Genomic DNA, 22,507 nt, shown 5'->3' with positions numbered 1-22,507 from the left:
TCGCCCTTTATTACTGTCGAACCGTGGTCAGGGCGGATGCTCAGGTGAAGAAATAGACCCCCATGTACGCGATCAGCAGGACCAGGACCCACAACACCATGCTGCTGGCGGGGGTCGCGCGCGCCAGCACGCCCTGCGGTCCATGATGGCGGTTGACCACGGCGACCAGGACCGTAACGGAATTGCGGAACATTTGGCGAAATCCCCGATCCAGGGGGGCGAACGTATGAACGAAATTTCGCGCCAAACGAGGCAAAAGCCACCGATAAGACCAATCCGAATCGATGTTGATGCCGGGAAGCTCGGGGGGGTAGACGTGAAAGATCTTCAACAGCGTGAACGCCAGCGCCGAGAAGAACAGCAATTGGGTCTGCGTCAGCACGTGGGTCATGGTATAGGGCGCATAATCCACCGGGAACGGCAACAAGGAATACAGCGCCCACGGGTAGACGCCGTTAAACACGCAAATCGCCGCCGAAATGCCCATCGCGATCAACATGTTGGTCGGGGCTTCCTTGCAGCGGATGCCGCTATCGTGAGCGAAAAAGGCGAAAAACGGGATCTTGATTCCGGCATGGTGGAAGACACCGGCCGACGCGAACAAGAGCGCCAGCCAGACCCACGGATGCCCGCCCTCTAGGGCGGCGACCATCACCATCGATTTGGACACAAAGCCGGAAAACAGCGGGAAGGCCGAAATCGACGCCGCGCCGATGATGCAGAAAAAGGCGGTCTTGGGCATGGATTTGTATAGGCCGCCCAAGTCGGAGCCGTTGATTTTCCCGGTGCGATGGAGAACCGCGCCCATGCTCATGAACAACAGGCCCTTGAAAATGACGTCGTTGAAGGCGTGGCTGATCGCGCCGTTCATCGCCAAGTCCGTGCCCAGGCCGATGCCGACGACCATGAACCCCAACTGGTTGATCATGCTGTAGGCGAGCACTCGACGCAGATCGTTTTCGATCACGGCGTAAAAAATCGGGAACATCGTCATCACCGCGCCGATATCGACCAAAATCTCGGTGCCGGCGAACGCCCGCGCCAGGGCGTAAATGGCGACCTTGGTGGTGAAGGCGCTGAGATACACGGTGCCTCCCGCCGTCGCCTCGGGGTAACTGTCGGTCAGCCAATTGTGCAGCAGCGGGAAGCCGGCCTTGATGCCGAAGGCAAGGAAAATGAGCAGGGAAGCCAGCGAGCCGTCGAGGCCGATATGGCCAAAGGCGATCGATCCGGTGGCGGCGTAGCGCAGCAAGATTCCGGTCAGCAGGATGACACCGGAAAGCACCTGGATAAGCATGTAACGCATGGCGGCGCTTTGCGCCCGCGTGGTCCCGCGCGCCAGGATCAAGAACACCGAGGTCACCGCCAGCAGTTCCCAAAACACGAACAGCGTGATCATGTCGCCGGCGAACACCGCGCCCAGGGCGCTGCCTGCGTACAACATCCCGGCGGCCAGTTCGCCGCTCTTTTTGACGTTCAGCGAATAAATGCCGCCGATCAAGGCGGCCAGATGGAACAGATAGCCGAACAACATACTCATGCGGTCGGCCTTGAACACGCTTAAGGTAAGGTCGAGGACGCGTCCGTCGATCACCATGCTTTGGTCCAGGGTGAACAGGTTCAGCGCGCCAAGGATGGGAACAGCGATAACGATCGCCTGGCGCAGGCGTCCCTGGGTGAGGAAGATCGCCAATGCGCCGGCGTAAAAAATGGCGAAAGGGGCCAGGTTACTCGTCATAGTAATCTTCCTTGCGCATGATGACCTTGCGCATTTCCTTGGCGAGCAGAACCAGAAGGACGCAGGCGGCGAAGCCGTACAGGGCGTAAAAACCGAACAACTGTTCCCACGAGTGCTCGGCGTGGCGGTGAATGAAAAAATCCCCCGCCAGACTGATCGCGCACGCCACGTAAAGCGCGTGAATTACGCGTTTGACGTTCTTCGGATTGTCGAAGACGTGCTTCTTTTCGTCTTTCTTTACGTCGGTTTTCGTCTGCTCGCTCATCGCATCACCAGAGGCTTGAGTAAGTCGATTATCGGATCGGGATAGAAAAACAACGCCACGCTCCCCGCCACGGTGATCGCAAGGGCGATCAGGATCGCCACCGGCGCCTCATAGCGAAAGGGAGACGCCGTCGGAGGCGCGTCTTCGTGCGCGGACGGCCCGGCGTCCTCGGCGGGGGCGCTGAAAAAGGCGTGAAAGGGGATCGGAAGAAGATAGGCGATATTAAGCAGGGAGGACGCCATCAACACGACGACGAAGACGAGTTGATGCGCCTCCAGCGCGCCCAGGGCGAGGTACCACTTGCTCCACAAGCCGCCCATCGGCGGCAGGCCGATGATCGACAGCGAACCCAACAGGAACGCGAGCATGGTCAGGGGCATGGTTTTTCCGATGCCGCGCATCTGGCTGACCTCGGTCTTGTGGGTGCGCACAAGGATCGCTCCGGCGCAGAAAAACAGCGTGATCTTGGCGAAGGCGTGCATGGCGATGTGCATGGCCCCGCCGATAAAACCCAGCGAGTTGGCGAGCATGGCGCCCAGAATGATGTACGACAATTGGCTGATCGTCGAATAGGCGAGCCGCGCCTTCAGGTTATCCTTGGTCATCGCCACCAGCGAGGCCAAGAGGATCGTCGCCGCGGCGAGGTATTGCAGCCATTCGTTGCTCGCCAGCCTGGAAAGGAAATCGAGGCCGAAAACATAGATCGAGATCTTCAGGATACTGAAGACCCCGGCCTTGACCACGGCCACCGCGTGCAGCAGCGCGCTGACCGGCGTCGGGGCGACCATCGCCGAGGGCAGCCAGCGATGAAACGGCATCAAGGCGGCCTTGGCGATGCCGAACACGAACAGCACCAACAGGACCGAGGCCACGCCCTGTCCGACATGGCCCTCCAGAATTCCGCCCAATTTGAAATCCAGGGTCCCGGCGGCGTTCCAGGTCCACAAAATGGCGAACAGGAAGAACGCCATCGACGTTCCCATCAAGACGCCCAGGTACACGCGCCCCGCGCGCTTGGCCTCCTGGGTGCCCGAATGGGTGACCAGGGGGAACGTCGAAAGGGTCAAAATTTCATAAAAAACGAAAAGCGTCAGCAGGTTGCCTGAAAAGGCGATCGCCAAGGTCGCGGCGATGGCGACGGCGAAGTAAAAATAAAAACGAGTCTGATGCTTTTCGTGGTGCCCGCGCATGTAGCCGATGGCGTAGATCGAGGTCACGATCCACAGGAAACTGGCGACCAGGGCGAACAGCATGCCCAGGGGTTCGACCGTGAAGGCGATGTTCAGGTGGGGCAGCATTTCGCCCAGCACCACGGTGGGGGTCTGTCCATGAGCGACGCCGCCGTACAAGCCGGCGACCGCGGCGAAGGTCGCCGTGGCGCTGAGCAGGGTGATCGCCTCGCGGATATTGGGATTGGCCCGACCCGCCAGCACGATCCCCAGCGCCCCGATCAACGGGACGATCAGGCTGAGGACGATCAGGGTCTCGGGTAGGTTTTGCGGGCTGAAAATCATCACTGCGGCCCCTTCAAAAGAATACTCGCGGCGCGCACGGCGACGTCGAGGGTCGCGGTTCCGTTGATCCCAAAGTAGACGGTCGCCGCCGTCAGCACCCACAACGGCGCCATCATGCTCAGAGGGGCTTCTTCGAGGTGGGGCGCATCGGCGGGCGCGCGGCGAAAATAGGCCACCTCGACGACGCGCCAGACATAGATTACGGCAAGCAGGGAACTGAGTAAAATCAGCACCGCGATGGGCCACATGTGCTGTTCGAGCGCGGCCTGGATAAGGGCCCACTTGGAAACGAAGCCCGCCGTCGCGGGAACGCCGATCAGGCTCAGTCCCGCGATCACGAAGGCCGCCATGGTGACCGGCATGCGCCGTCCGATGCCCGCCAGATCGTTAAGATCGCTGGAGCGGATGCGCAGGGCGAAAATGCCCACCGCCATGAACAGCGCGCCCTTGGTCAAGGCGTGATTGAACAGATGGACAATCGTGCCGCTGAGCCCGGCGACGCTGACGAAGCTGATGCCCAACACCATATAGCCGACCTGCGCGATGGACGAATAGGCGAGCATCCGCTTGACGTTGGTCTGAAAGATCGCGACCAGCGAGGCGGCGAACATGCCGAGCAGGGCGAGGCCCATCAACATTTCCCAAAGCATGGGGAAAACGTGGAACAGATCGACCTTGGCGAAGACCGTGAAGTAGATGCGCAACAATGCGTAGACGGCGATCTTGGTCGCCGTCGAGGCGATGAAAGTGCTGACCACGGACGGCGCATAACTATAGGCGTTGGGCAGCCATGTGTGCAGTGGGAACAGCGCCAGTTTCAGCGACAGCCCGACCGTCAGGAAGGCCAGGGCGACCAGTATGGTGCGGGTGTCGGCGACGGCGGGCAGGATGCCCGACAGATCGACCATGTTGAGCGATCCCGTCATCATATACATCATGCCGACGCCGATGATGTAAAAGGTCGCCCCGATGGTGCCCATGATCAGGTAGCGCAGGCTCGCGGTCAGCGCGCGGCGATCCTTTCCGAAGGCAATCAGCACATACGACGACAGCGATGAAATCTCCAGGAAAACGAACAGATTGAAGGCGTCCCCGGTCACCGAAATGCCCATCAGTCCGGTCTGGCACAACAGCATCATGGCGTAGAACAGGTAAATACGGTCGGCGGGAATTTCCCGCTCGACGCTTTTGCGCGCGTACAGGACGCTCAACGCACCCATGGCGCTGACGATCAAAAGCATGACCGCGCCGAGCAGGTCGAGGCGATATTCGATCCCCCAGGGGGCCGCCCAATCGCCGATCGAATAAACGATCACGCCCGAGTTCAAAACCCGCATGAACAAACTGATCGCCACGCCCAGCGTCGTCCAGGTGACCGCCAGCGCGACAGACCACGCCAGGGCCGGACGATGAAACAAAACACACAGCGGGGCGGAAAGTAGCGGAATGACGATAATCAAAACGATAAAGTGATCGGAAATCATGCCCCCTCCCCGGTGCTCTCACCCTTCACGAGGGTGGGGTGCTCGATCGCATCGATTTCATCTTCTTCGATGGTGCCGAAGGCGCGGTTGATGCGCACGACGAGCGCCAATGCCAGCGCGGTGGTGGCGATGCCGACGACGATCGCGGTGAGAATCAGGACGTGGGGCACCGGATTCGAGTAGATTTTGATAGTCTTGTCCAAAATCGGCGCGCTGCCACCGGTGACTTTACCCATGGAAATATAAAAGAGGAAAACAGAGACCTGGAAAATGTTCAGGCCGACCACTTTTTTAATTAAATTTCCCTGGGAAATGACGATGAAAAAACCGACCATCATCAAAAAAATGGCGACCCAGTAATTGAACAGGCCGGGAATGTCGAAACTGAAGGTCATTGCGTGGGGTTCTCCGTGCCTTCATCGTCCTCGCGTTGTCCGGCGAAGGTAAAGAAGATCGTGGTCATCGCCGCGGTCACGGTCGTGCCGACGCCGAATTCGACCAGGAAAATCCCCAATTCCTGACCTGTTTTGACGTTTCCCGTCAGGACCGTGTAATCGAGGTAGTTTCCCCCCATGATCAGCGTCGCCAGCCCGGTCGAGCCGTAGATCATCAACCCCACCGCCAGCATCGTGCGCGTCGCCCAGGCGGGCAGGACCTTGCGCGCGGTATCGACGCCGAAAATGATGCCGTACAAAATAAATCCGCTGGCCAGAATGACGCCGGCTTGAAAGCCGCCGCCGGGGCCGTAATCGCCGTGAAACTGCACATACAGGGCGAACAACATGATCGGCGGGATGAGCAGTTTCGAAACCACCCGCAAAATGGATTTGTTGTGCATCATGTCGGGCTTGGTCATTTAGGCGGTTCCCCGGTCATGTTCGTGATCGTGTTCGCGATCATGTTCGCGATCATGTTCGGGGCGGTTTTCCGGGGCGCCCATTTTCTTGCGCCGCGAGCGACCGATAATCGCCAGCACGCCAATCGCCGCGGTGAAGACGACGGCGGTTTCGCCTAAGGTGTCATAACCGCGATAACTGGCCAGGATCGAGGTGACGATATTGGGCGGGCCGACTTCCGCGCCGGATTTTTCGATGTAGCGCGGCGCCACGTGATTGTTGATCGGGGCGGTGGCGTCGCCGTAGTGCGGCATGTCCAAGGTGCCATACAGCAACCCCCCTCCGGTCACGAAGACGATCAGCAGGGCGAGCAGGGGGGAGCCGGCGCGAATTTTCTCTTCCTGTTTTGTCAAGCCCAAGGTGCTTAACATCAAGACGGTGGCGATCCCGGCGCCGACGGCGGCCTCGGTAAAGGCGACATCGACGGCGTCCATCACCACGTACAAAACCGCGGCGATCAGGGAAAAAGCCCCGCTTAGCATGGCGACGGCGAATAGGTTGCGCAGACGTACCATGACCAGGGCGCTGGCCGCCATGAACAGCAGAAGCGTTATGACGATTAGGTCTTCGATGACGGCGTCTCCTTAGGCTTGGGGGTAGAGCCGGAACCTTTTTTACGTGCTTTTTTCGCCTTCGCGGCATCGGGCCTTTTGCCCGATTTGATTCCGGTCATGGGGATAATTCCCGCGTTAAGGGCGGCGCGCGCCAGGGCATGCGTCGTCGTCGGCGAGGTGAAAAACAAAAAGGCGATAATCAAAAAAAGTTTGATCGAAACAATGGTGAACCCGGCCTGAAACATCAGCCCGACAAGGATCATGCCCGCCCCCATGGTGTCGATCATGCCCGCGCCGTGCATGCGTGAAAACATGTCGGGAAAGCGCAGCACGCCGATCGCCCCGACGATCGAGAAAAAACCGCCGATGAGCAAGAACGTCCAACTCAGCGTGTCTAGGATGGTGTGCTCCATCAGATGTCCCCTTCATCGTGATTGCGCACAGGAAATCCCAATCCGGTGAATTTGATGTACTTGCTGACGGCGATGGTGCCGATGAAGTTAATCAGGGCGTAAACCAGAGCGATGTCCAAAAAATCGGGTCGCCCATCGAAAAAACCATACAGCGCAATCAGAACCATGGTCAGGGTGCCGCAGGCGTTGACGGCGAGAATCCGGTCGTAAACCGTGGGGCCGGCGAACGCGCGCACCAGGGTTAGACCCATGGTGATGAGAACGGCGAGAATGGCGACGGCGAACATGTTCATGGCGCGATCCTTTCGGACGGTTCGCCTTGACTGTCGTTTCCCGGATATTTCGACATTTCCTCGATACGGCTGACGTGCCGATCCATATCGCCCGAGGTCACGCCGTCGGCGGCGGCCCGGGTGATGGCGTGAACGGACATGTCGTCATCGTCCAGGGCGATGGTGACGGTGCCCGGGGTCAGGGTGATCGAATTGGCGTAGACGACCCGGCCAAGTTCGGATTTTTGCGACGCCTTCGTCGGAAAGACATGAGGGTAAATAGGCATCCTTGGGTTAAGAATCAGGCGTGCGACGTCAACGTTGGCCTTGACGATTTCCTTGCACAGCCAAACCCAATAGAAAACGGCGCGCGCGCCGAGGTGTACGGGATGCCCCTCGTGATCGATCACATCCATACGCCGGGCGATCCATACGACGAACAGCACGCTGGCCACGCCAAGACCCAGAAACAGCGGGGTGAAATGACCGGATAGCGCTATCCACAGCACCGCCATGGCGAACCCTAGACTGATTGCATGCGCCACGTTGGGACACTCCTTAAGCTGCGAAACGAATTAAGCTGCGAAACGAAAGGTGGGAACGGGATGTTCTCGGTGTGAGTTTCCCGGTCGAATCCCCCCTCGACGGTAAAGGAGAATAAGAACCCTGCAATCACGAGGCAAGAGTGTTTGTAAACCCGTTGCCTTTTGGGGATCAAGAGTGGTTTGTTAATTAAAGGCGCGCAATCGTGTAAAGACGCGCAATCGTGGGGTTGGTTCGGCTTGGTTCGGGGGGCTTTGGGCTTATCCGTTGCTCGACGAAAGAGAATGCGCTATTGAAATAATTATGATGAATACTTTTTTGGGCCGCCGTTTCGCCGTTTTCGCCGCGCTTCTGATCGTCGGGATATTTGTCGCCCAGGCGCGGGGCGCGGGGCAAAAAACCTCGGTTCCGGTCGTCGCCTTTCCAGCGAAAACCATATCCATCGCCTCGCAAAATGGCGCACATGCTTTTTTTATCGAAGTCGCCTCGTCCCCACTGCAACAGCAGCGGGGATTGATGTACCGAACCTATTTACCCGAAAATCGCGGCATGCTGTTTGTTTTTCCGCACGAAAAAATTGTCCGCATGTGGATGCGCAACACGCGGATCCCGCTGGATATGTTGTTCATTGGGAAAGACAATAAAATTAAACGAATACAAGCTATGGCCACTCCCGATTCGGACGCCCTGATCTCTTCCGGGGTCAAAGTGAAGACGGTTTTGGAAATTCAAGGCGGCCTCGCCCGGAAGCTGGGGATCGCTCCCGGCGACACACTGATCGACACCTCGTATCATCCCCAAAAGAAATAAAACAAATCCAGAATCGTCGGCGAAAAATTGGCGCGGACGGCGGCCAATGACGGCGACCGTTGCATGCGGTGTATACGGCGCTCAACGTGGGTGCGTATGGCGCCATGTCCACGGCGCCTGGCATCGCCCTCGCCAAATGCCGATATGCTCCGCTCGCGCGGCGTTTTCGGCGGCGACGTAGCGTTTGGAGTAGTGCCGATAGGCGAAGGCCCATCCCGAACGGACCAGCGATTCGTTGAGGTTGCGCCCATCGACCGTGCAGGTCGCGATATAGCGGCCGTAGCGGTCGCGGGTTTCGGCGTGGCATGTCGCTCGTCCATTGCCGACAAACGAGATCGCCCATGCGGTCGCTTTCTGGCCGGCCATCCAATCTTGGCCGTTTAAGGTGCAAATCTGCGACCATTCCGGCGCATCAACGCCGCCGAGGCGAATTTCCGCACCCCCGACATAGGCGCTGTCCGCATCGATCATTTGGATACGCCCCGAAATCATCTTCGCCATGCCGAGGTTGGGGAATGCCAGAACGAAAAGCCCGAAAACGGAAAGAAAAATTTTATTCATAGGCCGGTTTCCTTTCCGATATTTTACCGTTGCGAATGGAATCGAAATGGATTGCACGTGTGTGGCGTGACGTGAGCGCCATGCCGAGGCGCGGCGTCGCCATCCCGCCCGGCGGCGCTTGTTTCCTTTTGCGTTTTTGTGGGGTTGCGTAGAACCGCCAAAAAGCCTAATAAACCCGACAGTCGGGGAGTGGCGCAGCCTGGTAGCGCATCTGGTTTGGGACCAGAGGGTCGCAGGTTCGAATCCTGTCTCCCCGACCATTTTTCCGATTAAGGAAGTCCCTGGCAAGGAAAAATCCACGTTCCGAGCGCTGTCGTTTCGGCGCGCCTCGCCCATCCGGCCACATGAGGTAAAGGCCCCCTTCGGCGTTTTGAAGCGCCGGCGGTTGTTTGATCTTGTGGATGCGGGCGGCCCGTTTATACTGGCCATAGGCTTCAGCGTATTGATGAAAAAGGCTTAAATGATGGTTAAGGCACGCATTTATCGTCCCGCGAAAACGGCGATGCAGTCCGGGCGGGCGCGGACACGCAAGTGGGTTTTGGACTTTGAGCCGGACCAGGCCAAGGTCACCGACCCCTTGATCGGTTGGATCGGTTCGGCCGACATGAACGGCCAGGTGCGCATCACGTTTGACAGTCGGGAGGACGCCATTGCCTTTGCCGAACGCAACGCCCTCGATTACGAGGTCAGCGCCGCGCACGAGCGTCACTTGGTGCTTAAAAACTACGCCGATAAGTTCGCCTTCGATCGGGTGCGCTAGACCAATCATCGAAAGTTGCGCGAATCAAATTTCACGACCCCGTAGCTCAATTGGATAGAGCACCGGCCTTCTAAGCCGGGGGTTGCAGGTTCGAGCCCTGCCGGGGTCGCCATTTTCGTTGTCCGGGGTTCCCTCGCCGATTTCGGGCGGCGACGCGCCGGAAGGTCCGCATTGCGCGCGAATGGGACGCGCGAGAGGGAAATGCGTATCCGATATCAGTGAGGCTTGTGCGGTGGAATTGGGCCGTCGTCCTCATCGAAGAGGATGCGATTGGCCGCGCCTTCCATATCGTCGAACTGGCCGCTTTTTAAAGACCACAGAAAGGCGGCCAGGGCGATGAGACCCAGCACCAAGGCGATCGGAATCAGATAAACAAGAACGGTCATGGCGACCTCGGCTCCTTATGCGGGTTTTACACGCGCGCCCGGGCGCGCGCAAGCCTGAGGGCGTTTGCAATGACGACAATGGACGATGTAGACATGGCCACGGCGGCGAGTAACGGCGTGACATGCCCCAACATCGCCAGGGGAATGGTGACGGCGTTATATACGAAAGAAAGCGCGAAGTTCGACTTTACCAGCCCATCCGCCTGTTTGGCAACGTCGATCGCTTCGACGATGGGATCGAGGCGCGCGCCCTGGAACACGATGTCGGCGGCGTTTTGGCTGATGTCGATCGCCGATGACGGCGACATCGAGACATGCGCCGCGGCCAGCGCCGGGGCGTCGTTGAGGCCGTCGCCAACCATCAACGCAAGATGACCTTGGGCGGCAAGATTTTCTAGGACCTTGGTTTTATCCGAGGGCGTGCATCCGGCGCGCCAGTCCGCGATCCCAACACGGTTCGCGGCGTAGGCGACCGCCCCCTCGCGGTCGCCCGATAACATCAACACGTTCAAGCCCCTGCGTTTGAGCGCCGCCACCGCCTGCGTCGCGTCGGGGCGCGGACTGTCGATGAATTGAAAAAGTCGAGGGGGCGCATCCGGTCGGCGCAACCAGATTTCAGGCCCCAGGGGAGGCTTCGTAGACTGTCTCGGCTCGGTGCTCGTTTCCGTTCCTCTGCGTGCGGAGGGGAGGGGGAGACCGCACCAGGCGGCGTTTCCAAGGCGGACATCCTCGCCGTCAAGGCTTCCCCTCAAGCCTCGGCCCGGAATTTCGTTGACATCGCAGACCGAGATGCCGCGATCCGACGGCATTTCCCCTCCAAGCTCATCGAACGCCCGCGTGAGGGATTGAGACAGCGGATGGAGGCTTTCCCTCGCCAACGCGTACGCTAAGGCGAGGTCGAGACGCCACGGCGCATCGGCTTTTTCGGGAACGATCAATTCGGGCCGCCCTAGGGTCAACGTTCCGGTTTTGTCCAGAACCACGGTATCGATGCGAGTCAGGCGTTCCAGGGCGGTCGCCGATTTTAGCAAGATACCGCGTTTCAAGAAACGTCCGCCGGCGACGACCTGAACGGTGGGCACCGCCAGGGCCAGGGCGCAGGGACAAGTAATGATCAACACCGAGATGGCGGTCATCAGGGCGTCCTGCCACGGGGACGGCGTCAGCAGGACCCATCCCAAGAAGGTCAGCGCGGCGAGACCGTGAACCGCGGGCGCGTACAGACGCGCCACGCGATCGGCGATGGCGACGTATTTGGCGCGGCCTTGTTCGGCGTTTTCCATCAGGCGCACGATCTCGGCAAGCAGGGTGTTTTCGCCGACCGCCGTCGTTTCGATGTGCAAGGGGGCGGAAACGTTGAGCGTGCCCGCGAAAACGCGATCTCCGGGGGCGACGGAAGTGGGGATGGTTTCGCCACTGATCAGCGAGGCGTCGATATCGCTGGTTCCCGACAGGATGACGCCATCGATGGCGATGCGCTCTCCGCGCGCCACCAAAACGTGCATTCCCGTGGTGGCTTTGGCGGGAGGTATGATGGTTTTGCCGCCATTCTCGCCGATTACCGTGACCGATCCGGTAGCCAACGCCAGCAGGTGTTCCCCGGCGCTGCGCGCCCGACCGCGCGCGCGACGATCAAGGTAACGCCCAACAAGCAGGAAAAACAGCAACGTGACGGCCGAGTCGAAATAAACATGATCCGAGCCGCGCATCGTTTCCAGCAGGCTCATGCCCGCGGTAAGCGCTATCGCCAGGGATATCGGCACGTCCATATTGGTGTGTCCGCGTCGCAGGACGGCAATCGCCGAAGAGAAGAAGGTCCGCCCGGCGTAGGCGATCGCGGGCAGGGCGATCAAGGCCGACAGCCAATGCATCATGTCTTCGGTAATGATATTCATGTCGCCGCCCTGTCCCGACCACACGGAAATCGACAACAGCATTACGTTTCCGGCGGCGAAGCCGGCGACCACCATGGCGCGCAGCAGGGCTTTTTCTTGGCGCTCGCTTTCCCGTCCCAGCAAAACCGGGTCGTACGGGGCTAGGCGATAGCCTAGGGCGCTAACCGAGGCACACAGGGTTTGCGGGTCCGTCGCCCCGATGCGCCAGCGTACCACAAGGCGGCGGGTCGTCATGTTCAGACGCGCCGAAACGACGCCCGGCTGGCGCGATAAAACCGTTTCGATGAGCCACACACAGGCGGCGCAATGCAATCCTTCGACCATTAGGTGAAGGCTGGCCGTCGTCTCGTCGTCGGTCTGTACGTAGGAAGTGAAGTCGATGGCCGGGGCGTTTTCGTCGGGCCGTATCGGTTGGGTCTCGGGGTCCAGACAGCGCTTTTGATAGTAGCTTTCCAAGCCCATGTTTTCGATCAAATGATAGGCGGCCGCACAGCCGTGGCAGCAAAAATGCGCGCCGCCCGTACTGTTGGCGGGGACGTTCTGTCCACAATGAAGGCATTCGGCCATGGCGTACCGTTCGGATCAAAAGAGGAGAAACCGGTTCTCCGGCGAGGTGATAAAACGCAAGAAACCGTCCGAACGTAGGTTCGGATGATGCACGCGTTATGGAATTACGGCGAAACCTACGGCGTTTGAATGCGCGTTACGTGTTGATAGGGAACCTTGCCGCCAAGGGCGATGACGCGGACATCCCACAAACCGGGAAGCGGCAACGATACCGGCGCGCCGTAGCGCCCTTGCTCCAGCGCTTTCAACGGCACGGTTTGATCGTGTCCGGCGCTGGTGGGGCGAACAAACATCGCACGGACTTTCAAGCCGTCAAGCGGCAGACCGTTCTTGTCGTGAAAGGCGACGACAACTTCACCTTTACGGTGGCCGGTTTCCTTCTCGACGCCCTCGTAGGTGAAGTTCACCCCAAGCGACCAGTGCATGGCCTTTTGTGCTTTGGCGTCCGCGATGTTTTTATTGTAGGCGATGCCTTTTCGGAAGGGATGCTTCTCGACGCCGGTCCATGTCGATAAAGCGAAATAAGCCATCAGGGCATTGACCGCGACGACGATCCCCAGGCCGATGACGAACAGCCATGGGTACCACCAACCGTCCGAACGACGAGGCCTTAAACCGCCTTGTACCGATTGTCCGCTCAGGTTCATGGTCATGGATACCTCCTATTTTTTTGGCCCGTAGAATTTCGTCGTACTATCCACTTCGACGTGCGATTGCGCACCTGTTTCCCGAAGCACGAACTCTAAATTTTGAGATTCCGCTTTCAAGGATTGCGGGGGCGCCTTGACGAACACGCGATAGGTTCCGACCGTGTCCGGACCAACCTTCAGGGTGACGTTTTTGCGATCACGACCATTGATCCCGATCACCGTCATCGTCGCGTTGTCCACGTACTCCGTGGTCAAGTTAAACGTGCGTTCGCGTCGCAGCATATTGAGAATTTTGAAGGTATATCCATTGCGAATATCGCCGTTGGACAGGGTGACGAACAAGGGTGAACGGTCACGCTGAATATTAACTTCGACCCGAGGGCGCTCAAGTAGGCCGTAGGCCATGATTCCGCCGACGATGGTCAACAATGCCATGTAGGCGACGGTGCGGGGGCGAATCAGGCGAATGCGTTCCGGCTTGCCCTCTTGACGGGCGTTTTGATTGGAAATCGAGTCATAGGTGATCAGGTTGAGCGGACGGTTTAACTTCGTCATTACCGAATTGCAGGCGTCGATGCACAGGGCGCAACCGATGCATTCCAACTGCGACCCTTTGCGAATATCCACACCGGTCGGACAGACGTTCTGACATAAATTGCAATCGACGCAATCGCCGATTTTATCGTCGGTCTTGGCCTTTCCCCGAGGTTCCCCACGCCAGGCTTCGTAGGTGACGATCAAGGTGTCTTCATCGAACATGGCGCTTTGGAAACGGGGCCAGGGACACATATACGTGCAGACCTGTTCGCGCGCCCAACCCGCCAGAAGATATGTGGTCGCCGTGAACAGAAACAAAAATCCATAAACGGTTTGAGACGCCTGGCCCGTGAGCATTTCTTTCAACATGGTCGGGGCGTCGCCGTAGTAAAAAATCCAAGCCCCGCCGGTAATGATGGAAATCACGATCCATGCGGCGTGTTTGGAGATCTTCTTTGCGGCTTTTTCAAGGGTCAGCGGACCGGCGTCGAGCTTCATGCGCTTGTTGCGGCTGCCCTCGATTTTTCGTTCGACCCACATAAAAAGGTCGGTCCATACGGTCTGTGGGCAGGTAAAACCGCACCACACGCGCCCGGCAAGGCCGGTCGCCAGGAATAATCCGATGGCGCCGAGGATGAGAATTCCGGCCAGATAGTAAACTTCCTGGGGCCAAATTTCGATGCCGAAGAAGTACGCTCGGCGGGCGGGCATGTCGATCAGGACGGCCTGACTGGGCGCGCCCGGACCGCGGTCCCATCGAATCCAGGGGACCAGATAATACAGGCCGAGAAGAGTGTATAGCGTCAACCACTTGATCCGTCGGAACGTTCCGGCGATTCTTTGCGGATACACCTTAATGTGACTGGCGTATAACGAGGGTTTTTCCTCGGCTTTTTTGGGGCCGTTTTTCGTTTCGTTATGGCTAATCACGCTCATGATGTGTTCTCGATGTTCAGACAAAAGTATTGCAGAAGTATGGTGTGTCGGTCGGCTTGTATCTACGTGAAAAAAAAGGAGAGGCCTTGTCGAACGTGAACAGCCTCTCCCCCCAGTCTGATCTTGCAGTCGTGCTCCGCGAGACTTACTGACCGCCCCCTAAGGAGTGGACATAAACGGCGGCTTCCTTGATTTCAACATTGCTTAGACGACCCGTCCAGGCGGGCATGACGCCCAACTTGGGATGGGTGATCTGGCTGACGATGGCACTCTTCGCGCCGCTGTATAGCCAAATGCCGTCACTGAGCCGTGGCGCGCCCAATTCGTGGGTGCCCTGCCCCTTGTCGCCATGGCAGGCGGCGCAGTTGTCGGCAAAAACGGTCTCACCCTTCTTCGCCGCGGCGGGATCGGTTTGTTTGCCGCTCAGGGACAGAACATATTCCGCCGCATCGTTGATTTCGGTCGGCGTCAGAATTTCGTCCGTTCCGAAATTAGGCATGGAATCGCTGCGGGTGTTGTCGTTCTTCGCACGAATGCCGTATTGAACGGTTGTATATATGGCGTCCAGCGTGCCGCCCCACAACCAGTCGTCATCGGCCAGGATGGGGAAGTTTTTATTCCCCGAACCGTTGGTCCCGTGACACGGGGCGCAATTGTTGGCGAAAATCGAGTGTCCCGCCGCGATCGAGTAGTTCAAAAGTTCTGGATCGGCGGCGATCTCATCGACCGTTTTGCTCGATATTTTATCGGTCCATACCGAGCGTTCGGCTTTCTGTTTGAGTTGATCTTGGGCGAACGCCCCGCGGGACGTATAGTGCAACAGGCCCTGCCAATGGCCGTGCAGCGTTGGCCAGGATGGATACAAAATCCAGTACCCGATGGCGAAAAGAATACATGCATAGAACGTATACAGCCACCATTTGGGAAGCGGTGTGTTCAATTCCTTGATGCCATCCCATTCATGGCCGGTGGTCTCTGTGCCCGTAATGGCGTCTTTTTCCACGTTCGCCATGGTTACCCTCCGTTATCTTCATCTTTGAAAATCATTTTAGCGTCATCTTCAAAACGTTTTTTGTTTTTTGGGCGATAGGCCCAATAGATGACGGCGGCAAAAATGACCATGAGCCAAACGACCCAAATCGAGCGGAACAAACCTTCAAGTTCGTGAAGTATCATGATGTCCATGTGTTACCCCCCTCATCGCGCCGGCGTCAGTTCGGGTTTGTAGGTGGTGAAGTCCACCAATGTCCCGAGCATCTGCAGGTAGGAAATGACGGCATCGAGCTCGCTGATTTTTTTGGGGTTGCCATCAAAATCACCAAGAACGGCCTTGGGGTAACGTTTTTCAAGCGCATCCGTGTCGCTGTTGTCGCCGTCGGGATTGGCCTGCGAGCGCAAGTCTTTCACGGCGTTGGCGATCATCGCGTCGGTATAAGGAACGCCCAGAGTTTTGAGCGTACGCAGATGGGCCTTGACGTCGGTGTAGTAGAGGTCGTTTTTCGCCAAAAAGGCATAGGGTGGCATGATCGATTCGGGGACCACGCTACGCGGATCGATCAAGTGGGCGCGGTGCCAGGCGTTGGAATATTTTCCACCGACACGGGCGAGGTCCGGCCCCGTGCGCTCCGATCCCCATTGGAAAGGATGGTCGTACATGCTTTCCGCCGCGAGCGAGTAGTGCCCGTAACGTTCCGCTTCGTCGCGAAAGGGACGAACCATCTGCGAATGGCACAGATAGCACCCCTCACGGACGTATATGTTGCGGCCCATCAGTTCGAGCGGAGAGTACGGCCGCATGCCATCGACTTTTTCGATGGTGTTCTTCGTCGTGAACAGCGGCACCACTTCGACGAGCCCGCCGACCGCGATCGTAAGCACGACCGCGATGACGAGCAAAACGATATTGCGTTCTAGAATGCTTTGCATTTTTCCTATCCTCCTTCGTCGTTAACCGGCAACGCCGGCTATGGGTTGACGTTGGACGATCGGTTTTTCGTCGCGAACATCGCCATTGACGGTTTTAATCAGGTTGTAGACCATGATCAGAGCCCCAAGGAGGAAGAAGACGCCACCGGTGCCGCGAATGACCAAATAGGGGTGCATCGCGGAAACGGTTTCGATGAAGGAATACTGTAAGAATCCGAGTTGATCGTAGGCGCGCCACATCAACCCCTGCATAATTCCGGCGATCCACATCGACGTGATGTACAGCACGATGCCGATGCTGGCGATCCAGTAGTGCCAAGTGACCAGACGCAGGGAATAAAGCTGACTGCGTTTCCACAGACGGGGCACCATGTAGTACAAGACGCCGAAGGTGATCATCGCATTCCAGCCCAAGGCGCCGGAATGGACGTGCCCGATGGTCCAGTAAGTATAGTGGCTTAAGGAGTTCACCGCCTTGATCGACATGACCGGACCCTCGAAGGTGGACATGCCGTAGAAACCGACGGCGGTCACCAAAAAGCGCAGGACGGGGTCGGTGCGCAGTTTGTCCCAGGCGCCCGAAAGGGTCATCAGTCCGTTGATCATCCCCCCCCAAGACGGCATCCACAGCATGATCGAGAACGTCATGCCGAGGGTTTGCGTCCAATCGGGAAGCGCGGTGTAATGCAGGTGATGGGGCCCGGCCCAGATATAAAGGAAGGAGATGGCCCAAAAATGCACCACTGACAGACGATAGGAGTAGATGGGACGTTCCGCCTGCTTGGGGATAAAGTAATACATCATCGCCAGGAAGCCGGCAGTCAGGAAAAACCCGACCGCATTGTGTCCGTACCACCATTGTATCATGGCGTCTTGAACGCCGGACCAGATGATATAGCTTTTGGTGCCGGTCCACGAGACGGGCAGGGCGAGATTGTTGCCGATGTGCAGCACCGCGATGGTCAGGATGAACGCCAGATAGAACCAGTTCGCAACATAAATATGCGGTTCCTTGCGTTTGACGATCGTTCCTACGAAAATCACTAAATAGGCGACCCAAACGACGGTCAACCATAGATCGGTGTACCATTCGGGCTCGGCGTATTCTTTGCCTTGGGTAATGCCCATCACGTATCCCGACGCCGCCAGGACGATGAACAGCTGATATCCCCAGAAAACAAATTTCGCGGCGCCCTCGCCGCCAAACAACGTCGTTCGGCAGGTCCGTTGGACGACGTAAAATGACGAACCCAACAAGATGTTCCCGCCGAAGGCGAAAATAACGGCCGATGTGTGAACCGGGCGGAGGCGACCGAAGGTCGTCCACTCCAAACCCAAATTCAAGGCCGGAAAGGCCATTTGGAAGGCGATATATACGCCGACGGAAAAACCGACGATTCCCCAAAAGGCCGAAGCGACTATAAATTTCTTAATCGTCTCTTCTTGATACGCAGGGGCCATTGCGGCCGTTCCTGCAGTAGCGCTCGTGTTCATTGAATGCTCCCCGATCGCCTGGACTTAAAACATACAGCGAAAGCTGTGCGTGCATTACGACACCCCCCGCCAAACCCTCGCCTCACCCTGAGTTTTTGCAAACTCTGAAGCTTTCACATTGACGGAAAGAAAATTTCGTAATGTTTAAAACACATTGCCCTCAATACGCAAAAGAAAATGATTTTAAGGTGGGGGGCAAGCTAAATATTAAATTTATGATAATTAGATGTGAAATCACCCTGGCGCACCCTAAGGTGTATTCGGCGGCAAGGCCTATGAAAACGCTTGGAAAATACACCAAAAAAAGATAATACCGCTCGGGTATTGGGGGAATATGTACCTATTATGGTTCAAAGGTAGGGAGCCGCTTCGGAGTTAGGATAATGAAAAAAAAGGGCCCTTGAGAATCGCCGTGAGGGGGATATGGAATCAATTTAAATATCGGAAAGCGTGCACAGATTATACTAATTCTTGTAATTAATAAGTATAAAATGCCAAGCTTGACTTTTATTCCGTTACATTGATTTTTAAGAACCGTAATATGTAGCGGGGCGCGGGGAGAAATCTGCGTCATTCCCGTTTTATGACCCCTGCCTCGGGAAATGGCTTGTTGAGGCGCGGGCGTTATTTTCCTAAAGAAACCACAGGCAAGAAGCACCGACGCAGTCGCCCTCTCTCGGGTAAAGATATTGTCTCGCGTAAAGGTATTGTTATGAGCCAAGAGTATATGCTGGCCAATATCCTCGCCTCGGGTTTGTCCGAGTGCAAGGTAGTGGTCTCTCAACACGGCGCGGCGATAGGCACGTTGTTCGTCGCCGGTTTGGCCGGTAGCGCCACGCACTGCGCGGGGATGTGCGGACCTTTCGTGGTCTCGCAAGTATCCTCCCGCTTGGAGGGGGTTCCGGCGTCGTCTATGACTGAATTTCATCGCCTGAGCGGGGGGGCTTTGATCCCCTATCATTTAGGGCGAATGACAACTTACGCAATTTTGGGCGCGGCCGTCGCCTTCCTGTCGGGAGGTGTCGTTCGCCTGAGCGATTATGGTGAGCTCGGCGCCATTTTTTTGGCTTTCGCGGGTCTTTTTTTCCTCGGCTACGCCTTGAAGAGCCTAAACCTTCATTGGATTCTCCCCCGCTTTGGCGTTCAGGGGGGCGCTAAGACGGAAAATGGGGGCGAGGGGCCTATAGCCCGCTTGATCGCCAAGGGGGTTAAGCCGTTGTTTATACGCCCAATCGGTATTCGCGGCTACCTGCTGGGGGTTTTTCTAGGGTTGTTGCCTTGTGGGTTGCTCTACGGGGCGCTGTCGGCGGCGGCCAGCACGGGGAATTGGCTGGCCGGGGCGTTCATGATGGGCGCGTTCGCCTTGGGAACCGTGCCGATGCTTCTTTTGATCGGGTTCGCGGGACGGGTTGCGGTTAACCGGTGGCGGATATTCAGCTCAACCGTCGCACCCTTGCTCATGGCTTTTAATGCGGGGTTTCTTTTTTACTTGGCATGGCGAATGGCGTTTTAGGAGGCGGATGCATTCCATCTCGTCGTCGTGGTCTGCCGCCTCTTACGCCGATACCGCTTGAGCCTCAGGGCGCGCAGTAAGGTAAGATATTGGTCAAGCCCCAGCCGAAAACCGGATCGCGCCCGGGGCGGCCGAGGTCGTGTGCGTATTTGCGTAAAAAGGCGCGAACGGCTTCGGTGTTGGCCTGGACGCCGTCGCGGTGCGCCTTCAAGGCCGCAAGAACGGTAACCATCGGCGCGGCGAACGATGTTCCGCTTTGTGTTTTTCCACCTCCGGGAACGGCGGTCCAAAGGCCGACGCCCGGCTCGGAAAACTCAATGTAGTCGCCTTGATTGGCATGGAAGTATATGGCGCCCTCGCCGGCGGTCGCCGTGACGGCGATGACGTCGTCATAAGCGGCGGGATAGGCGGGCTTGGACCGGGGGCCCCAATTGCCCGCGGCGGCGACCAAAATCATGCCCTGCGCCGCGCTGCGGGCGATGACCTTGCGCACGATGCGATTGTCGGCGCCGGCGATCGATAGATTTACCACTTGAAGATGTTCTTGGGCCATCCAATCCAGCGATTTCGCGAGTCCGACGACACTGCCGGTTTCGCCGCCGTTTTCGTTAACCTCGAACATATTCGCGGCGTAAAGTGTGGCGCCGGGCAACAGACCACCCCATTTGGCGGAACCGACGATTTCGGCGGCGACGGCGGTACCGTGCCCGCGCTGTCCCGGCTTGTGCCGAGGGGTGTGAAACGACTGGGTGACGATATGGCTGTTTTTCAGTGCCGGGTGGAGAAGATCGACGCCCGAATCGATTATTCCGATGCGGATCCCCTTGCCGCAATTGGCGGCGACGTTTTGCCATCCGGCGAGGGCGCGGGCGCTGGAGTAGGCGGGCCGCGGCGGCGCGGCGACCGGCGTGTCGTCGGACGAAGGATCGAAGGTGTGGTTGGCGTCGATGTCGAGGCCCGGCATGTGCGTGCGCAATGCGCCGATGGCCTGGGTAATGGTGCTACCCCTGGGTATACGCAGCCGAAGAATGCGCATACCCAGGGATTTTAGTCGTACGGTTTCAATAATCTTAAACCCCAGGAGACGTGCCTGATCCTCGAATTGAGCCGGTGGATCGCTGACGACGATTTGCCCCTTTTTTCTTTGTTTTTCGGGGGCCGCCGCCCAAGGGTTGGTCGTGCCGAAGGGGGATTGCCGTTGTTTGCGCTCGGCTATGGCCGGGCCGACGTTTCCTGGCGCGCCGATGCCGAGCGGCGCTTTCCGTTGGGTGCTGGAGGACGACGTCGTTTGGGAAGAGAGATAAGATACAAAAAAATCATGATACGTGATCGTCACCCAAATGCCCAAGGTGATCGCGAGCAGTACGACAGCGTAGAAAATCAACTTATTCATGGGCGATCATCGTTTCCTGAGGCTAGTGGATCGACTCCGACGTTTCGCTCCCGCGAACCATCGGGCCGACCACTATCTATCTTTTTGTTGCAGTTTGATTTCTTCACACATTTGTGTCCAATTGCATCGGACTCAAATGTTAAACTCAAACCACTAGGGAAGATACGCCGCCCCCGCGCCGTGGGTCCCGTTTCCGGCAGGCGTCCGGGCCGCATGTCCGAATTCAATAATGATCCGTGGTTGCGACGGTGTCCATTTCAACGTGGCGTTCGTGTTTTTTTGAGCCCTTAGGCATCCCTGTGCACGGTGGCGCCGATGCCGCTCAGGCTTCCGCGATCGATCGCGATGGCCTTGATCATCGCGTAGACGGTTTTACCCGTTTCGATCTGGAGGCCATGGGCCGATTTCCGACTGATTCTAGCGATTAAGGGTGCGCCGATGTCGAGGAGAACATCGACCTGTGCATTTTCGCTTTCGCGAATTTCGATGATTTTCCCACGAAAAATATTAAGGATGCTGGTGTCTTTGGGGGGGGTTAGGGCCAGGGCGACATCCCGCGCGCGAATGCGGGTGCGGATCGCCGTTCCTTCCGCCACGGCAAGTTCGGGGACGCTCAACGCACCGCCGGGAAACAGGAGTTGCGTTAATTTGAACGATCGGTGGGTCTCGCCGACGCGCGCCGACAGCACCGCGCCGGCTTCGTAACGACCGGTCAGCGGGTGTAAATCGAGACGATTCATGATGTCTTCGAGAGGACCGGACGCGCGCACCCGTCCATCGGAAAGCAAAATCAGCGTATCGGCGAGGCGGATGACCTCTTCTATGGCGTGCGACACATAGACGATGGGAATCCCGGTTTCCCCGTGCAGGCGTTCGATGAAGGGAAGAATTTCGTTCTTGCGCGCGCCGTCCAGCGCCGCCAGGGGCTCGTCCATCAACAGCACCTTCGGATTGGACAGCAGGGCTCGGCCAATGGCGACCCGTTGGCGTTCTCCCCCGGATAGGCGCGCGGGCATCCGTGCGAGCAGAGTTTCGATATCGAGCAGGGCGACGATTTTATCGAAACTTCCGCCCCGTGCGTTTTTGCTCAGGCGCGATATGCCATAGGTGAGGTTATGGCGAACGTTTAGGTGTGGAAAAAGCCGCGCATCCTGAAAGACATAGCCGATGTCTCTGCGTTCCGGGGGCAGGTAAACTCTGGATGCGCTATCGAAAACGACACGCTCTCCAAGCACGATGCGCCCTCGGTCTGGGCGGCTTAGCCCGCTCAGGATGTTGATGAGGGTGGTTTTTCCCGCGCCCGACCGCCCGAAGACGGCGGTAATCCCCTGGGGGATGGAAAATTGGGCGTTAAGCGTAAAATCGCCCTGGCGGCTTTCGATATCGACGTTGAGCATGGC

Annotated in this window: 24 protein-coding genes and 2 tRNA genes; 5 read left to right on the top strand and 21 right to left on the bottom strand. The window is 57.8% G+C overall.

Annotated features, from left to right (window positions below; genetic code table 11):
- Positions 1 to 40: 40 nt before the first annotated feature.
- The 10 genes from P3M64_RS03695 to P3M64_RS03650 are packed head-to-tail and all read right to left on the bottom strand — an operon-like array spanning position 41 to position 7,681.
- Positions 41 to 1,738, bottom strand: coding sequence for a Na(+)/H(+) antiporter subunit D (locus P3M64_RS03695; protein WP_132938040.1), 1,698 nt, complete (start codon positions 1,736 to 1,738; stop codon positions 41 to 43).
- On the bottom strand, positions 1,728 to 2,003 hold the full coding sequence (locus P3M64_RS03690; protein ID WP_132938041.1) for a hypothetical protein: 276 nt from the start codon (positions 2,001 to 2,003) through the stop codon (positions 1,728 to 1,730). The genes P3M64_RS03695 and P3M64_RS03690 overlap by 11 nt, the downstream gene beginning before the upstream one ends.
- Positions 2,000 to 3,517 (bottom strand): monovalent cation/H+ antiporter subunit D family protein, encoded by a 1,518-nt coding sequence (locus P3M64_RS03685; RefSeq protein ID WP_132938042.1) that lies wholly within the window; start codon positions 3,515 to 3,517, stop codon positions 2,000 to 2,002. Before P3M64_RS03685 ends, P3M64_RS03690 begins: the two co-directional genes overlap by 4 nt.
- Positions 3,517 to 5,001, bottom strand: coding sequence for a monovalent cation/H+ antiporter subunit D family protein (locus P3M64_RS03680; protein ID WP_132938043.1), 1,485 nt, complete (start codon positions 4,999 to 5,001; stop codon positions 3,517 to 3,519). The genes P3M64_RS03685 and P3M64_RS03680 overlap by 1 nt, the downstream gene beginning before the upstream one ends.
- Entirely contained in the window at positions 4,998 to 5,396 is a 399-nt protein-coding gene (locus tag P3M64_RS03675) for a cation:proton antiporter subunit C (RefSeq protein ID WP_132938044.1), read from the bottom strand. Before P3M64_RS03675 ends, P3M64_RS03680 begins: the two co-directional genes overlap by 4 nt.
- Complete coding sequence (locus P3M64_RS03670; protein WP_243644697.1) at positions 5,393 to 5,857, bottom strand: Na(+)/H(+) antiporter subunit B; 465 nt, start codon at positions 5,855 to 5,857, stop codon at positions 5,393 to 5,395. The genes P3M64_RS03675 and P3M64_RS03670 overlap by 4 nt, the downstream gene beginning before the upstream one ends.
- Positions 5,858 to 6,433: a DUF4040 domain-containing protein gene (locus P3M64_RS03665; protein ID WP_132938045.1), complete on the bottom strand. Its 576-nt coding sequence runs from the start codon at positions 6,431 to 6,433 to the stop codon at positions 5,858 to 5,860. It abuts the gene before it with no gap.
- Positions 6,434 to 6,456: 23 nt separating this feature from the next.
- The gene (mnhG, locus tag P3M64_RS03660) at positions 6,457 to 6,864 is read right to left on the bottom strand and encodes a monovalent cation/H(+) antiporter subunit G (protein WP_132938046.1); all 408 of its coding nucleotides are present in this window, start codon (positions 6,862 to 6,864) and stop codon (positions 6,457 to 6,459) included.
- Complete coding sequence (locus tag P3M64_RS03655) at positions 6,864 to 7,157, bottom strand: monovalent cation/H+ antiporter complex subunit F (RefSeq protein ID WP_243644698.1); 294 nt, start codon at positions 7,155 to 7,157, stop codon at positions 6,864 to 6,866. The genes mnhG and P3M64_RS03655 overlap by 1 nt, the downstream gene beginning before the upstream one ends.
- Positions 7,154 to 7,681 carry a Na+/H+ antiporter subunit E gene (locus tag P3M64_RS03650; protein ID WP_132938047.1) on the bottom strand — a complete coding sequence of 176 codons (528 nt, stop codon included), beginning with the start codon at positions 7,679 to 7,681 and terminating at the stop codon, positions 7,154 to 7,156. The genes P3M64_RS03655 and P3M64_RS03650 overlap by 4 nt, the downstream gene beginning before the upstream one ends.
- Before the next feature lie 301 nt (positions 7,682 to 7,982).
- On the opposite strand from P3M64_RS03650, the gene P3M64_RS03645 reads away from it, so the two are divergent.
- A complete protein-coding gene (locus P3M64_RS03645) occupies positions 7,983 to 8,489 on the top strand; it encodes a DUF192 domain-containing protein (protein ID WP_132938048.1) in 507 nt (168 codons plus the stop codon).
- An 81-nt stretch (positions 8,490 to 8,570) separates the two neighbouring features.
- Here the strand turns inward: P3M64_RS03645 and P3M64_RS03640 are convergent, their stop codons facing one another.
- Positions 8,571 to 9,050 (bottom strand): thermonuclease family protein, encoded by a 480-nt coding sequence (locus P3M64_RS03640; protein ID WP_132938049.1) that lies wholly within the window; start codon positions 9,048 to 9,050, stop codon positions 8,571 to 8,573.
- A gap of 183 nt (positions 9,051 to 9,233) precedes the next feature.
- Here P3M64_RS03640 and P3M64_RS03635 point away from each other — a divergent pair.
- The 3 genes from P3M64_RS03635 (at position 9,234) to P3M64_RS03625 (ending at position 9,922) form a co-directional block, all read left to right on the top strand.
- Positions 9,234 to 9,310: transfer RNA gene (locus P3M64_RS03635), tRNA-Pro, on the top strand.
- Positions 9,311 to 9,510: 200 nt separating this feature from the next.
- The gene (locus P3M64_RS03630; RefSeq protein WP_132938050.1) at positions 9,511 to 9,810 is read left to right on the top strand and encodes an ETC complex I subunit; all 300 of its coding nucleotides are present in this window, start codon (positions 9,511 to 9,513) and stop codon (positions 9,808 to 9,810) included.
- Positions 9,811 to 9,845: 35 nt separating this feature from the next.
- Positions 9,846 to 9,922, top strand: a tRNA-Arg gene (locus P3M64_RS03625).
- A gap of 103 nt (positions 9,923 to 10,025) precedes the next feature.
- Here P3M64_RS03625 and ccoS read toward each other — a convergent pair.
- From ccoS to ccoN, 8 genes are all read right to left on the bottom strand, one after another.
- Positions 10,026 to 10,196, bottom strand: a complete 171-nt coding sequence (gene ccoS / locus P3M64_RS03620) for a cbb3-type cytochrome oxidase assembly protein CcoS (protein WP_132938051.1) — start codon at positions 10,194 to 10,196, stop codon at positions 10,026 to 10,028.
- Positions 10,197 to 10,222: 26 nt separating this feature from the next.
- A complete protein-coding gene (locus P3M64_RS03615) occupies positions 10,223 to 12,658 on the bottom strand; it encodes a heavy metal translocating P-type ATPase (RefSeq protein WP_132938052.1) in 2,436 nt (811 codons plus the stop codon).
- A gap of 116 nt (positions 12,659 to 12,774) precedes the next feature.
- On the bottom strand, positions 12,775 to 13,311 hold the full coding sequence (locus P3M64_RS03610) for a FixH family protein (protein WP_243644699.1): 537 nt from the start codon (positions 13,309 to 13,311) through the stop codon (positions 12,775 to 12,777).
- Positions 13,312 to 13,320: 9 nt separating this feature from the next.
- On the bottom strand, positions 13,321 to 14,781 hold the full coding sequence (gene ccoG / locus P3M64_RS03605) for a cytochrome c oxidase accessory protein CcoG (RefSeq protein WP_132938053.1): 1,461 nt from the start codon (positions 14,779 to 14,781) through the stop codon (positions 13,321 to 13,323).
- A 145-nt stretch (positions 14,782 to 14,926) separates the two neighbouring features.
- Complete coding sequence (ccoP, locus tag P3M64_RS03600) at positions 14,927 to 15,793, bottom strand: cytochrome-c oxidase, cbb3-type subunit III (RefSeq protein ID WP_132938054.1); 867 nt, start codon at positions 15,791 to 15,793, stop codon at positions 14,927 to 14,929.
- A gap of 2 nt (positions 15,794 to 15,795) precedes the next feature.
- Entirely contained in the window at positions 15,796 to 15,966 is a 171-nt protein-coding gene (locus P3M64_RS03595) for a cbb3-type cytochrome oxidase subunit 3 (protein ID WP_243644700.1), read from the bottom strand.
- Positions 15,967 to 15,978: 12 nt separating this feature from the next.
- Positions 15,979 to 16,707 carry a cytochrome-c oxidase, cbb3-type subunit II gene (ccoO, locus tag P3M64_RS03590; RefSeq protein ID WP_132938055.1) on the bottom strand — a complete coding sequence of 243 codons (729 nt, stop codon included), beginning with the start codon at positions 16,705 to 16,707 and terminating at the stop codon, positions 15,979 to 15,981.
- A gap of 21 nt (positions 16,708 to 16,728) precedes the next feature.
- Positions 16,729 to 18,168 (bottom strand): cytochrome-c oxidase, cbb3-type subunit I, encoded by a 1,440-nt coding sequence (gene ccoN, locus P3M64_RS03585; RefSeq protein ID WP_243644701.1) that lies wholly within the window; start codon positions 18,166 to 18,168, stop codon positions 16,729 to 16,731.
- 745 nt (positions 18,169 to 18,913) lie between these two features.
- Here ccoN and P3M64_RS03580 point away from each other — a divergent pair.
- Positions 18,914 to 19,714, top strand: a complete 801-nt coding sequence (locus P3M64_RS03580) for a sulfite exporter TauE/SafE family protein (RefSeq protein WP_132938057.1) — start codon at positions 18,914 to 18,916, stop codon at positions 19,712 to 19,714.
- A gap of 64 nt (positions 19,715 to 19,778) precedes the next feature.
- Here the strand turns inward: P3M64_RS03580 and P3M64_RS03575 are convergent, their stop codons facing one another.
- Entirely contained in the window at positions 19,779 to 21,107 is a 1,329-nt protein-coding gene (locus tag P3M64_RS03575; protein WP_132938058.1) for a S8 family serine peptidase, read from the bottom strand.
- A gap of 287 nt (positions 21,108 to 21,394) precedes the next feature.
- Positions 21,395 to 22,504 carry a molybdenum ABC transporter ATP-binding protein gene (gene modC / locus P3M64_RS03570; protein ID WP_132938059.1) on the bottom strand — a complete coding sequence of 370 codons (1,110 nt, stop codon included), beginning with the start codon at positions 22,502 to 22,504 and terminating at the stop codon, positions 21,395 to 21,397.
- Between the last annotated feature and the right edge of the window lie 3 nt (positions 22,505 to 22,507).

Origin of the sequence: Varunaivibrio sulfuroxidans (assembly GCF_029318635.1) — a bacterium.
In the GTDB taxonomy this organism is placed as follows: domain Bacteria; phylum Pseudomonadota; class Alphaproteobacteria; order Rhodospirillales; family Magnetovibrionaceae; genus Varunaivibrio; species Varunaivibrio sulfuroxidans.
Note: the sequence above shows the minus strand (reverse complement) of the source record. Positions and strands in the feature narration are given on the sequence as shown.

Bases quoted from the DNA above. Each gene is read 5' to 3' on its own strand.
- P3M64_RS03695 (WP_132938040.1), bottom strand. From the start codon at position 1,738: ATGACGAGTAACCTGGCCCCTTTCGCCATTTTTTACGCCGGCGCATTG.
- P3M64_RS03680 (WP_132938043.1), bottom strand. From the start codon at position 5,001: ATGATTTCCGATCACTTTATCGTTTTGATTATCGTCATTCCGCTACTT.
- P3M64_RS03640 (WP_132938049.1), bottom strand. From the start codon at position 9,050: ATGAATAAAATTTTTCTTTCCGTTTTCGGGCTTTTCGTTCTGGCATTC.
- P3M64_RS03690 (WP_132938041.1), bottom strand. From the start codon at position 2,003: ATGAGCGAGCAGACGAAAACCGACGTAAAGAAAGACGAAAAGAAGCAC.
- P3M64_RS03580 (WP_132938057.1), top strand. From the start codon at position 18,914: ATGAGCCAAGAGTATATGCTGGCCAATATCCTCGCCTCGGGTTTGTCC.
- ccoN (WP_243644701.1), bottom strand. From the start codon at position 18,168: ATGGCCCCTGCGTATCAAGAAGAGACGATTAAGAAATTTATAGTCGCT.
- ccoG (WP_132938053.1), bottom strand. From the start codon at position 14,781: ATGAGCGTGATTAGCCATAACGAAACGAAAAACGGCCCCAAAAAAGCC.
- P3M64_RS03655 (WP_243644698.1), bottom strand. From the start codon at position 7,157: ATGAACATGTTCGCCGTCGCCATTCTCGCCGTTCTCATCACCATGGGT.
- P3M64_RS03610 (WP_243644699.1), bottom strand. From the start codon at position 13,311: ATGACCATGAACCTGAGCGGACAATCGGTACAAGGCGGTTTAAGGCCT.
- P3M64_RS03645 (WP_132938048.1), top strand. From the start codon at position 7,983: ATGATGAATACTTTTTTGGGCCGCCGTTTCGCCGTTTTCGCCGCGCTT.
- P3M64_RS03575 (WP_132938058.1), bottom strand. From the start codon at position 21,107: ATGAATAAGTTGATTTTCTACGCTGTCGTACTGCTCGCGATCACCTTG.
- P3M64_RS03675 (WP_132938044.1), bottom strand. From the start codon at position 5,396: ATGACCTTCAGTTTCGACATTCCCGGCCTGTTCAATTACTGGGTCGCC.
- ccoO (WP_132938055.1), bottom strand. From the start codon at position 16,707: ATGCAAAGCATTCTAGAACGCAATATCGTTTTGCTCGTCATCGCGGTC.
- ccoS (WP_132938051.1), bottom strand. From the start codon at position 10,196: ATGACCGTTCTTGTTTATCTGATTCCGATCGCCTTGGTGCTGGGTCTC.
- P3M64_RS03615 (WP_132938052.1), bottom strand. From the start codon at position 12,658: ATGGCCGAATGCCTTCATTGTGGACAGAACGTCCCCGCCAACAGTACG.
- mnhG (WP_132938046.1), bottom strand. From the start codon at position 6,864: ATGGAGCACACCATCCTAGACACGCTGAGTTGGACGTTCTTGCTCATC.
- ccoP (WP_132938054.1), bottom strand. From the start codon at position 15,793: ATGGCGAACGTGGAAAAAGACGCCATTACGGGCACAGAGACCACCGGC.
- P3M64_RS03665 (WP_132938045.1), bottom strand. From the start codon at position 6,433: ATGGCGGCCAGCGCCCTGGTCATGGTACGTCTGCGCAACCTATTCGCC.
- P3M64_RS03595 (WP_243644700.1), bottom strand. From the start codon at position 15,966: ATGGACATCATGATACTTCACGAACTTGAAGGTTTGTTCCGCTCGATT.
- P3M64_RS03685 (WP_132938042.1), bottom strand. From the start codon at position 3,517: ATGATTTTCAGCCCGCAAAACCTACCCGAGACCCTGATCGTCCTCAGC.
- modC (WP_132938059.1), bottom strand. From the start codon at position 22,504: ATGCTCAACGTCGATATCGAAAGCCGCCAGGGCGATTTTACGCTTAAC.
- P3M64_RS03670 (WP_243644697.1), bottom strand. From the start codon at position 5,857: ATGACCAAGCCCGACATGATGCACAACAAATCCATTTTGCGGGTGGTT.
- P3M64_RS03630 (WP_132938050.1), top strand. From the start codon at position 9,511: ATGATGGTTAAGGCACGCATTTATCGTCCCGCGAAAACGGCGATGCAG.